Annotated in this window: 7 protein-coding genes; 3 read left to right on the forward strand and 4 right to left on the reverse strand. The window is 54.3% G+C overall.

Features of this window, described 5'->3' with window-relative positions:
* Positions 1-97 precede the first annotated feature (97 nt).
* From WCC56_RS10510 to WCC56_RS10525, 4 genes are all read right to left on the reverse strand, one after another.
* Positions 98-2,491, reverse strand: a complete 2,394-nt coding sequence (locus WCC56_RS10510; protein ID WP_424692318.1) for a virulence factor SrfC family protein — start codon at positions 2,489-2,491, stop codon at positions 98-100.
* Entirely contained in the window at positions 2,488-5,472 is a 2,985-nt protein-coding gene (locus WCC56_RS10515; RefSeq protein ID WP_424692325.1) for a virulence factor SrfB, read from the reverse strand. Before WCC56_RS10515 ends, WCC56_RS10510 begins: the two co-directional genes overlap by 4 nt.
* A 2-nt stretch (positions 5,473-5,474) precedes the next feature.
* On the reverse strand, positions 5,475-6,932 hold the full coding sequence (locus WCC56_RS10520; protein ID WP_424692319.1) for an SrfA family protein: 1,458 nt from the start codon (positions 6,930-6,932) through the stop codon (positions 5,475-5,477).
* 199 nt (positions 6,933-7,131) lie between these two features.
* Entirely contained in the window at positions 7,132-8,646 is a 1,515-nt protein-coding gene (locus WCC56_RS10525; RefSeq protein WP_424692320.1) for an ABC-F family ATP-binding cassette domain-containing protein, read from the reverse strand.
* A gap of 393 nt (positions 8,647-9,039) precedes the next feature.
* Between WCC56_RS10525 and WCC56_RS10530 the strand changes: the two genes are divergently transcribed.
* The 3 genes from WCC56_RS10530 to WCC56_RS10540 all read left to right on the forward strand — a co-directional run bounded on the left by WCC56_RS10530 (position 9,040) and on the right by WCC56_RS10540 (position 12,083).
* A complete protein-coding gene (locus tag WCC56_RS10530; protein WP_424692321.1) occupies positions 9,040-10,359 on the forward strand; it encodes a methyl-accepting chemotaxis protein in 1,320 nt (439 codons plus the stop codon).
* A 204-nt stretch (positions 10,360-10,563) separates the two neighbouring features.
* On the forward strand, positions 10,564-11,580 hold the full coding sequence (gene ahr / locus WCC56_RS10535) for an NADPH-dependent aldehyde reductase Ahr (RefSeq protein ID WP_424692322.1): 1,017 nt from the start codon (positions 10,564-10,566) through the stop codon (positions 11,578-11,580).
* A gap of 155 nt (positions 11,581-11,735) precedes the next feature.
* A complete protein-coding gene (locus WCC56_RS10540) occupies positions 11,736-12,083 on the forward strand; it encodes a VF530 family DNA-binding protein (protein WP_424692323.1) in 348 nt (115 codons plus the stop codon).
* The last annotated feature ends 17 nt before the right edge of the window (positions 12,084-12,100 follow it).

A 12,100-nucleotide genomic window follows, 5' to 3' on the forward strand; every position in this document is an offset into this window, starting at 1 on the left:
TTTGCACTTATCGTGTTGCCGGGGCAAGGTTAATTCTGCCCCGGATTTTTCTCGTTTACAGCTGTTCGTCTTACCCTTTGACTCTCGACTTACAGGCTTATCGCCCAATCTGCTTCAGAATGGCTGCCAGCTCGTCGCGGTGCTCACTGTTGATTTCACGGGCAGCGGAGTAGCCCGCATTCTGCAAAATCATCTCGTTTAAGCCCACTAACCAGTCGTAAATGTACCAGGCCGCGTAATTATTCGGCTTCAAATCCAGTTTGGTCAGGCGCTGGCCTGGGCCAAGGCTGGCTGTCTGCGTCTCAGGTTTGGCAAAAATCTTTTTGCCCCGGTTGATCTTACTCTCCGGACGTTCGGCCTCTGGCAGATGCTGGAAACCCAGCCAGGCAACAAAATCACCCATCACGCTAAGCGCACGAGAAACCTGACGGTCAGCCATCATTTCTACCGGTGTGCCTGGCGCTTCATGGTCGGTCAGTTTCTTCACCAGCAGGGATTCAATATCCAGACGGATACTGGCGGTGACTAACTCTTCGGTCAGCATTTCAAGCGTCGGTTTCGTGACGCCCAGCAGTTCTAGCAGCGGGCCCTGATCTGGTAACTGACGAAGAATATTGATCCAGTGACGATAGACTTGCTGAGCAAACTCGGCTTCTGGCTCTTCCGCCACGTGGGTTTCTTCCGCATTGAGTAAACCAGCGACCGGCTCATCACTCAGCAGATCAATGCTCATGCCGATGCCAAACGGATCGTCCTCACTCAAGGCATATTCTTCCACCAACGGTCGTTCGCCAGGGTTCTGACGTTGCAGGAACAGGTGGCGCAGCGTCTCACGCGCGGGTAACAAACGTTCCAGCAGCTCACCATGCACGCCGGTTCTTGCCTGCAAAGATTTCAGCAAGGTTCCCGCAATGCGAATGCGCGCCTGAGGTTCTTCTTTCTCAGAAGCAAGATACCAACGGCCAAGTAAATTCTCAGACAGCTCACGGCGGATTTCAGCGCTTTGTTCCTGAAGCCTTTCCACCTTGGCTTCACGACGAATTTCTGTCATCAGCCAGCCAGCCATGCGCTTAACGCCTTTTTCATCCATCGCCAGCATCGATCCCCAGACATCGCCTGGATTACCGACGTAACGCTGTACGGCGGCATCAAAGTTTTGTCCGCGAGTGATGCGCTGGTCGAAGGGTGTCAGTGCCCAAATCAAACCGGGTTTGCGACGACTGCGAACCTGGGTATTTTCTCCCTGAGTTTGCTTTACCCAGTTATCCAGAACACGACCAACGGTGCGAGTCTCAGCCCTGTGGCCGACAGCGCTGCAAACCATCAGCAGATTAACATCCTGATGTTCCGCTGCACGGGTTAACAGGAAAGGGCGCTTAGCGGTCATAAAGGCCAGCGCCAGTTCATGATGTTCGTCATCTGGCAGCACGGCTGGCTGTTCAAAGCCCGGATAATCCAGCAAGTCGACCTGCTCGAACAGGTTTTCACGCGGGGCACTGTACAGTGGCATCAGCACTTCACGGCCCAGCAGCGCCAGTTCAGCCAGTGGCAGATTCACGGGCTGAAGGTTTCGGCCATTATGCTGAGGCACAACCTGAATAACGCGATCGGAGGAGGCGTTAAAATAACGCAGACCGTTACTGTTCAGAATGCTGAGTGAAGCCTCCTCCAGCGCAGCAAGCGGAGCCAGCAAACGCGGTACGCACGAGACGTGATGCAAAACGTGAGCTAACTGACGGTAGAGGGCGGTAAGGCCGCGATCTTCATTCCATAGCAGTGAGAAAAGGCGTGCACGATCGTCCACGCCGAGCATCGGGGCCAGTTCAATCGCCAGCGGCCAGAAGTGGGTTTCCAGCGCTTTGCCTGAACAGAGCTGCGAGGTCGCCAGGCGATCCCATAAAGCCACCACGTCAGTGCGGCTCATGCCGTCGATCTCTTCCGGCTGACGGTACATAGACACCGTTTTCAGCCGCTCAGAAATCTGCTGCTCATCCAGCAACGCAGGCTGGTCGCCACAGCGGCGTGACCAGACGTCGGCCAGAATCGCCACCAGCTCTTCTTCACGTAACAGCGCCAACTGCACCGGCCATTCGTTATCAACCGGAATTTGCTGACCGCTGTAACGGATTACCATGGTGCCGGTCAGCTGCTGGGGATTCAGCAGGCTGTAGTCGAGCACAGAACTGCCCAGCGCGATCTCGGTTTTGCCTTTTTCACTGGCAGCCAGTGAGGTGATCAAATAGGATTTTCCAGCCTGAGACAGACCAAAGAAACCAATCGCGCACTCTTTGCCTGCGGCTTCCAGCAGGTTAGTGGCTTTGTTGCGCTGGCGTTGCAGCCTGACGCTAAGACGATCGGCTTCCATATTCAGGCGCGGTGCGGTTTCACGGGCATTGTCCAGCCAGACAATCGACTGATCGATGTTTTTAGTCAGGGTTTCCAGCTTTTTGCCAAAGGTGCCGGACAACTGTTTAGGCGTCAACGGTTTCATTTCTTGTATACGCTCCCACTGTCGATCCAGTAATGGGTTAATCCCGATCCGCTGCTGGCTAAGGTGTTCAGCTTCAGGCGTAAATGCTCCAGGGGAACCTGCGTGCCATCATCCAGCGTGGCATCAGCAATTTCAAAGCGTTCCGGGCCAAACTCACCGGCTTCTTTTGCCACCGCAAGTTTAATTTTCAGGACCTTGTCGCCTGCCACGCTGCGCGCCAGCAGAGGGTCGGCAATTTGCAGAGTATACAGCGGCGAAGCTGGCCAACGGTCGTTATCCAGTTGACGGAAGCCCAATGTCAATGCGCCGCGAACCTGGAAGCGCTGGCGGGAATCCAGACTGAATTTCTCGTCATCCAGGTCAATATCGCCATACCAGACGTTATCGGCACTCAGCGAGCCATTGCTGTCCAGCATCCCCAGATAGCGGATAGTGGAATAAGGTTGGAAGTCTCCGGCCTTGAACCAGAAGTTCGCCAGGCGTAAATCCAGTGACAGCAGGCAGAGCATCGCGCCAACCGCCGCTGTAGATTTTGGATTCTCAATGCGGCCCTGCTTGTTGAACGGATACCAGTCGTTGGTGTGATAACCATCCAGCGACAGAATCCGGCTGACCGGCAACGGCTGAAGGTGGCGGAACAGCGCCTGCACGCCAGGGAAGCGTGAAGGGCGGCCGGTTAACAGCAGCACATCGCAGTCATACACCGCCACCACTTCCGCCATCGACCGCAGGCTGTGGGTGATGTTCATCCGCGGTGACAGGAATTCCGCATGCAGTTTGCTCAGCTTAACGATCAGCGGCACCCGTAAAATATCAAATTCATCGGCTTCGCCCGGCAATTCGCGCTGGATTTCACGGTTGATGTAATCCAGTAATTTGCTGGTAGGGGGCAGAGCCAGCAACTCTTCAAAACGTGCATCCACTTCCGCATTCAGATCCAGCGGGTCGAAACGCTCATAAGCTTCCAGAATCGCCTGACCTACCGGGATAAAGACCTGCAGAGTGACCTGCTGCCGCAGCGTGGAGTGCCCATCCAGGCGACCTTCATGGCCGAATAAACGGGTCATGACGCCTTCCGGATTTACCATGCCGGCTTGTTTGAACGCGGCCTGTAAAGCAGGCAGGACATACAGCTGGATCACGTCCAGCAGAATATCGTCACCCGCCAGCTTGAAGCCTTCACGGAACAGCAGGCGTGGCATGATTTTGACGTTATTGCCCACACCATCATCAAGACGGTACTGAGTAATAGCCAGATCGGTGGTGCCTCCGCCGATATCAATAGAGGCGATGCGCAGCGTTTTGCCTACCGGCTCATCAGCTGCACGGGCACGGTCCGGGCGCGCCATACTGACAAAGAAGGCTTCAGCACGGCCACCAAAGTTCACCTGGGTCTCGTTATAGAGATACACCATCTGACCACAGGTGGCTTCATCCCACTCCATCTGCACTTCCGGCACCGGCACCAGGCTTTTCGCCTTGTCTTTGGCGCTGGTAAAATCGTCGTCAGCCGGATGCCAGCCCATCGCTTTCCACACCAGCGCGATGGCTTCGTGCATACGGCGACGGAAGATTTCACGTTCCGGTTTCGGCATGGCAGAAGGCAGCGTCAGGATGATATTGCGTAACTGGCGCGGCGCGCTGCTGTGCAGCATTTTCTGGCGCTGGATGGCGCTGTTCATCTGCATTAAGGCCTGAGCCAGCAGTTCAGAAAGCATAAAGCTCATCACCGAACTGCGGCTGTACTGCGGCAGGAATACCGGCAGACGCTCATCAAACGGCTGGTTATACAGCGGCTGCCCTTCATCGTTGACCAGATTGGTCATCGGAGCGGCGGTAGCCAACGGCTCCTGAGCAGAATTGCCCGGCGTACGGCTAAAGCGCCAGCCTGGCGTATAGCTCTCTTCATCCCACAAATAACGGCGTGGGCTGGAGATACCGGTTGCCCCTTCGGTGCCTAAACGCTGCAAGGCCAGATGGCTGGCTTCACGTCCTACGCGGGTGATCGACGGCCAGATAAAGGCATCATCCCGGCCGCTTTCAACCGAAAAGTTTTGTTTACCAAAATTGGCTTGAGCAAACTCAACGCGGCTTTCAAACAGTTCATTAAACAGCTGATGAGGCTCGCTAAGGTTGCGCAGATGCAATTCGTAGGTGTGCTTCAGACCATGATGATCGTCAACATGTTCTTCCACCATAATCCCGCAGGTGTGGGAGTTGCCCACATCGAGGATCAAATCAACCGGGATAGCCGGTTCCTGCAAGGTTGCGGCGCTGATTTTCAGCTCCGGCAACGAAAGTTGCTCACCCAGCATGTGCAGAATATTGAGGTAATGCGCCTGATATTCGAACTCACGCAGGGCGGCACGAATATTGACCTGAGGACGATCTTCAACGCTGGCGGCCTGCTGGCTGAACACTTCACGCAGCCAGCCATCGATCCAGGTATGATCGAGGAATTCGTCCAGTTCGTTGCTGCGATGGGCCAGGGCAAAGCTGACCCCGTTTTTCACATCGCTTTCATTCAGCGCCAGCGATTCATCCTCGCCTTCCGCCCAGACACGGGTCTCAAAGGCCAGACAAACGCGGTGCGTATTGCCATTCTGGTCTGGCTTCTGCAGGGCGATAATCTGCACGCGTGCCCAGTTATCCGGGCCACCAATAAAGGTGCGTGGCGGATTAAAGCGCAAGAAGGGCAGCGGCAGCCAGATACCGTTCAGCAGTGCAAGTGACTGCTCAAGTGGGAAACTGAACTCAGGCTTGACCACTTCAGGCGTGGTGCCAGCGTTGACCGGCAGCAGATATTTGCCATTCTGCGTGTTGAAGTTCAGGCGCAGCAGCGGGCCGTTAGCGGTCTGACGGACAAATTTGCCAGGCAGGTCGGCGTCCAACTCAGGCGTCAGCGCAAAATCGAGGAACTGAATGCCACTGTTCTGAATCAGCGTCATGTTCGGTTTAAAATCAGCGATCGTTGCCAGCATCATCATTTACTCTCGCGCTTCATCGTCATCGGTAACACCGTATCGGCATTGTACTGTCCACTGCATTGGGCTGCGCCAGTGAGGCCTTGCTTACAGACCAGGTCTGGCACTTTATAGCGCGAACCGTCGCTGCATCTCGCTTTGGTGCGGTTGTTGATGACCAGGTTGCCTGACTGCATCAGCCCCGCATACACGTCTACACGACAGCTGATGCCATCGCCCATGGTCAATTTGGCCACACCTTTGCCGTTGTTCATCTGGTAGCGCAGGATTGGCGGCTTGCCGGTGATCGGGTTTTTTCCGCCGACAATGACCCGCCAGTTTCCGTTGAGGAATTTGGTCGACCCCAGCTTCACTGCGTTAGCTGGCATCACTAAATCATCTTTCTGCGCTGGCGGGAGATCTTCAGCAGGTTGAGCCGGTTCCTCTGCTGCAGTTTGTGCTGGAGCCGGTTCAGCAGGAGCCACGCTTGAAGGGGCTACTGGCAGCGTGTGGGTGACTTCAGCCGGCGGCTGTGGTTTTTGCTGTTCAGGTGCTGCAGGAACGGCAGGGGTCACTACAGGTGCCGGCTCGGCAGCTTTTTCCTCTGTTGGCTGAGGCTTAGTCGCTTCAGGGGCCGCTGGTTTGGCTGCTTTCACGTCAGCCGTAGCGTCCGTTTTGGTCTGTTCAGGCTGTGATACGCACCCTTTAATCTGCACGCCGAGGGCAATCAGTAAGGCGGCAGCGGGCAACATCCAGCCGTAACGAATCAGGTTGTTTTTAGGTGAGGAAGACGTAACCGCCTGTTCAGGCACTGCGGCTGGCGGAGCGACATCAATCGGGGCTTCTGGTAGCACATCCGGCGTGACGGCAACAGGTTCAGGCAGCGGTTCAGGCGCGGCAGCAACGGGGGCAGGAACGATAACCGGAGCCACGGCGGTAACAGCGGGGATCGCCGGAGCAGCGAGTTTGGACAGCGTCAGTGGCGGCACATCCTCTTCAACGGCACGCAGACAGTCCAGCGCATCCTGACGGGATTTTTTATCCAAGCTGACAAAGCCCCAGAAAGTAAGAACCGGCTTACCGCCCACCAGATAGACAAAGTTCTGGTCAGGGAATTGCAGGGCCTTGGCGAGCAGGGCGCCGAAGAGCTTCTGGCTGGTTTTTTCTGACTGTTGCGCCTTCTGGCACATATCAGCCACGGCCTGCTGACAGGCAATCAGCTGATTCAGCGCATGGCTGCGGGAGCTTTCGCTCGCGGCGGCCCAGGAAGTGACCTTTCCGGAAATCGGGGAATACCAGTCGAGGCGATCGCCTGCATCATTGGGCTGAGGGATAGCCAGGCAGTCAGCAATCTGAGGTTGTTTTCTGAGGCGCAAGGTTTCGCGCAGCTGCAGGGCCGACAAATAAACGGGCTGACCGTTCTCGCCAAGAGGCAGAACCGCATCCAGACTTCCGCTGCGTAAGAATGATTTTGCCACGCAAAAAGGACCTTCTAGTCAGAAGTGGAAAGTAAAGTATTCTCCAGTGTTGCCGATAGTGTAGTTGAATTTGACTTAGGGCTAAGCCGGAAATAAGAGGGTAAACAGGTGATTACTTTCGCAATGAGATTGCAGAAACACCCTGCTGAATAGGGTGTTGCCACCGGCGAGGCCTTCCCTGGCCTCCAATCTTCTTCCCTTAAGGTCTGGCTAAACTGGCGTAGAGTTTCTCCAAATCATGCCATTCCTCGATGCGCTGCTGGTCGATTAGCAGGAAACGATTGCAACTGGCGGCGATCAGTTCCCGGTCGTGACTGACGATCAGCGCCGCGCCGCGATACTCGCGCAACGTGGCGGCGAGGTGCTCTTTGCCTTCCAAATCCAGATGGTTGGTCGGTTCATCGAGCAGCAACAGGGAATAGCGCGCCAGAGAAAGACCGACAAAAAGTAGCCTCGAGCGTTCGCCACCGCTCAGCGTACTGACAGCCTGCTGATGCCGTATCCACGGAAAACCTGCGCTGATTAATGCCATCTTCCGCTGTTCGCTGGTCATCGGCGCAAAGTGTGCCAGCGCATCGCTCAGGGTTTCGCGCTCATCAAGTTGCATCAACCGCTGATCGTAGTAGCCCATCTCGACACGCGGATGAAACACAATCTCCTCGCTCATTTGCTGAGAGGCTCTCCAGACAGCCCGCAAGAGAGAGGATTTACCGCCGCCGTTGGCGCCCAAAATCGCCACGCGATCGCCACTTTTCACCTTCAAGTGGTTCACCGTAAACAGCGTAGGGCAGTCGATATCTGCGGAGATCGCCGCAGTGTTAAGCTCAATCAACCGATCGGCCGGCAGCGCTTCACCCTGCAGCGTCAGCCGCCATCTGGATCCTTCCGTTAACAGGGTTTGCTCATCCTTTAGCTTGTCCACGCGCTTTTCCATCTGCTTGGCTTTACGGGACAAATCTTCGTTGTCGTAAACCTGTCCCCACACCGCCAGACGTTTTGCACTTTTGGTTACCCGATCGATTTCCCGCTGCTCTGCCTGATTGCGCAAAGCATCGGTTTCATCTCTCAGTTCCAGTTCCGCCAGCGCTTGCGTGCAGGGTAAGTGAAAGCTGTGCAGCCTCTGATCACGCATTATCCAGCTGCGATTGGTCACACGATCCAACAGATAGCGGTCGTGAGACACCAGCACAAAACTGCCGTGCCAGCTTTTCAGGAACTGCTCCAGCCAGAGTAACGTCGGTAAATCCAGGTGATTGCTGGGCTCATCCAGTAGCAATAAATCGGGCTGCAAAATGAGCGCTCTTGCCAGCAGCAGACGTGTGTGTTGCCCGCCACTTAACGTATCAACCTGTTGCTGCCAGACCGCTTCGTCAAAGCCGAGTTGGTCGAGCATCACTTCAGCCTGCCAGCGGTCGCTCTGCTGTTCGGAGGCTGGAAGCTGTGCGACAACCGCGTCAATTAACGACGACTTATTCAGTGCTTCAGGGAGGTGCTGTTCAATGTGCGCCATCAGACACTGGCTGGCCTGGGTCACCGAACCAGAAACAGGGTCGATATCAGCGGAAAGCAGATGCAAAAGGGTGCTTTTACCACAACCGTTATGACCAATCAGGCCAATACGATCGCCGCGAGAAAGCGTGAGGGAGACCTGGTCTAACAGAGGACCGAAGGCATTATCGAAACAGAGAGAGTGTGCAGAAAGTAATGTGCTCATTGCTTAATCCAGAGTTACAGGCATTAGCATGCCCGTCGTCATAAAAGGCAGACGACAACCCGGAAAGCCGGAGGGAAGGGAGGATCAGTTTACAGCTTCGCTCAAGCTCAGGTCATCGCCGCGTGATAGCGGAGTAGCCTGAGCAGACCTAATACCAAAAGTACGTGAAAATAAATTCATTTCACAATACTGCATGGGGGCCTCCTTAATAGTGGTTAAGTGTTAATCGGTGGCAAGATTATAGCCATGAAATCAATAATGTTTCAAATATCGCTGTGAATTAACGACCAAAAACCCATCAAAGATGCTTTTAATCTACAGCTTAAATTTACGCCAACGCTGCCGATACCTTACTTGTGACGAATACCATAAATATGACAATAAGGTTACACCATGATCAGCACGATTAAATCCGGGGTTTTATCGCGTGTGTTTTATAACAATTCCCGTCATTCAAAAGCGACATTAAGTTCGCTAAATGACGCCATTGCCATGATCGAATTCACACCAGATGGCCTCATTCTAAATGCCAACACACTCTTTTTAGAGAAAATGGATTACGCATTGCATGAAGTTGTCGGGCAACATCACAGCATGTTTTGCCCACAGACGCTGGTCAGTTCATCAGAGTACAGCCACTTCTGGCAACGCCTGCGGCGTGGAGAGAGCTTCAGTAATAAATTTTTGCGTATCGCCAAAAACGGCCGTCCTTTATGGTTAGAAGCCAATTACGTGCCGGTACAAGACCGCAGCGGCCGGGTGATTAAAATCGTTAAGCTGGCCTCCGATATCACTGACCGTATTCTGGATGCGCAGGAACAGCGGGCGATGACCAATGCAATTAACCGCTCAATGGCGGTGATTGCCTTTAATCTGCGGGGCCAGGTTCTGCGCGCCAATGACAATTTCCTGAAAACCATGGGCTATCAATCCCAGGAAATTATCGGCAAAAATCACAGCCTGTTCTGCACCCCTGAACTCGCCAACAGCCGGGAATACGCAGAGTTCTGGAAAAAACTGCGCCGGGGTGACTTTGTCTCCGGGCAGTTTGCTCGCGTCAGTAAGCAGGGCAAAACCCTCTGGCTGCGGGCAACCTATAACCCGGTGTTTGACGAAAACAATCAGTTGTACGAAGTGGTGAAGTTTGCCACCGATGTCTCTCCGCAGGTGCTGAAAAACCTGCAGGAGCGTGAAGCCGCTGAACACGCTTATCAGGCCGCGCTGGAAACCAGCGAAAATACCCGCGTGGGGGTGAGCGTGATTGAAAACAGCGTGCGGAAAATGAATGAAATTGCTGGTGAGCTGCGCAAGGTGTCCAACGATATTAATGGGCTTAGCTCTCAGTCTGCCCAAATCGGGGTGATTGTTGAAACTATCCGTTCGATTGCCAGCCAGACCAACTTGCTGGCGCTGAACGCCGCTGTTGAAGCCGCACGCGCTGGAACGCATGGCCGCAGCTTTGCGGTGGTCGCTAACGAAGTTCGCAGCCTGGCGGCCAATATTCACAGCGCCAGTCAGGAGATTTCCGGCGTGGTTGATCGTAACCATGAACTGGCCGCTATGGCGCAGAAGAACATTACGGCTAACCTGGTTCGCGCCGATGAAGGGGTTCACCTTGTGCGTGAAGCGGGGAACGTGATCGTCGATATCCAGGCTAATTCCGCCCAGGTTGTCGAGGCTATTGGTCACGTTACCCATAAATTGACGGATTAAGTCGCGGACCCGTTAAGCGCTTCGATAGCCAGTTTCCCAAAAATTCACCTTCTGGCGAGGTGAATTTTTGTGCGGTGAGCACAATAAAACCACAACAGTTACAAACAGATACAATCCACTGTCTTCCCATGACTCGTTTCGGTCCATGGCAAGCGATGACGGTTTGCTAAACTCTCTCAGTAATTTCAAAAACCGAGGTGATGAGTGAAAATTAAAAGCTACGCAGCTATGCAAGCCGGCCAGGCCCTTGAACTGTACGAATACGAGGCAGGTGAACTGAGTACAGAAGAAGTGGAAGTTGAGGTGGAATACTGCGGCGTCTGCCATTCGGATCTGTCGATGATTGATAATGAGTGGGGCATCTCCAGCTACCCGACCATTGCAGGCCATGAAGTGATTGGTCGTGTGTCGGCGCTGGGTGAAGCCGCTGCTGCCAAAGGCCTGAAAGTAGGGCAGCGTGTAGGGATTGGCTGGACAGCCAAAAGTTGTCAGCACTGCGATTCCTGTATTAAGGGTGAGCAGGTGAACTGTGAGAATGGTTCAACGCCAACCATCCTGAATCACGGCGGTTTTGCTGAAAAACTGCGTGCAGACTGGCAGTGGGTGATCCCGCTTCCTGAAAGCCTGGACGTTGCCAGCGCCGGTCCTCTGCTGTGCGGTGGCATCACGGTGTTCAAACCGCTGCTGATGAGCAACATCAACGCCATGAGCCGCGTCGCGGTTATTGGGATTGGTGGTCTGGGCCACATTGCTATCAAGATCCTGCGTGCGATGGGCGCGGAAGTGGTGGCGTTCAGTTCAACGCCAGCAAAAAAACAGTCCATTCTGGATATGGGCGCAGATGAAGTGGTCAACAGCCGCGACCCTGAAGCCCTGAAAGCCCAGGCCGGACGTTTCGATCTGATCCTCAGCACCGTCGCTGTCGATCTGGACTGGAAACCTTACTTTGATGCGCTGGCACCACAAGGTAAATTCCATACCGTGGGTGCAGTGATGAAACCTTTCCAGGTCAGTGCGTTTGATCTGATCATGGGTGATAAAGCGGTAACCGGTTCTTCTACTGGTTCGCCGGGTCAGCTGCGTTCTTTAATGAAGCTGGCCTCCCGCGCGAATATCGCCCCGCAGGTTGAGTTCTTCCCGATGTCTAAAATCAATGACGCGCTGGATCATGTTCGTGCAGGTAAGGCGAATTTCCGTGTGGTGTTGAAAGCCGACTTCTGATCGGGTAAAAGTTCCTGACTTTGCTAACCAGCGCACTGTGCGCTGGTTTTTTTTCGTCTGGAGCAAGGATATCCGCCACTATAATGAGTGTTATTTGCACTCCCGCGCAGCATTCAGTATGTTGTCCGCCATTCTCTCCCCGACCAGGACGTATCATGACCACTCACTCTTCAAATGACCCAATGCATGGCGTAACACTGGAGGCCGTGGTTCTCGCTTTAGTGGATCGTTATGGTTGGGCCGAGTTGGCCAACCGCATCAACATCAACTGCTTTAAAAGCGACCCCAGCGTGAAATCCAGCCTGAAATTCCTGCGCCGCACGCCCTGGGCACGTAAGGAAGTAGAAGATCTGTATATTGCCTCTCTGGAGAGCAAGCCTGCCGGTAAAGTCGATGCTGCGCCTGTTCAACGTTCGGCGCCCGTCCCGGAGCATAATTCTTCACCAGAGCCAGACATCCTCACTGAAGATCCCTGGGCTAACTGGAAAAAGAAAGACCAGTAAATCAGAGGTTTCTCAGC

The organism is Erwinia sp., from assembly GCF_049696395.1.
GTDB lineage: Bacteria > Pseudomonadota > Gammaproteobacteria > Enterobacterales > Enterobacteriaceae > Erwinia.

Coding starts and splice junctions, on each gene's coding strand:
- WCC56_RS10510 (WP_424692318.1), bottom strand. CDS start 2,491: ATGAAACCGTTGACGCCTAAACAGTTGTCCGGCACCTTTGGCAAAAAG.
- WCC56_RS10515 (WP_424692325.1), bottom strand. CDS start 5,472: ATGCTGGCAACGATCGCTGATTTTAAACCGAACATGACGCTGATTCAG.
- WCC56_RS10525 (WP_424692320.1), bottom strand. CDS start 8,646: ATGAGCACATTACTTTCTGCACACTCTCTCTGTTTCGATAATGCCTTC.
- WCC56_RS10530 (WP_424692321.1), top strand. CDS start 9,040: ATGATCAGCACGATTAAATCCGGGGTTTTATCGCGTGTGTTTTATAAC.
- WCC56_RS10540 (WP_424692323.1), top strand. CDS start 11,736: ATGACCACTCACTCTTCAAATGACCCAATGCATGGCGTAACACTGGAG.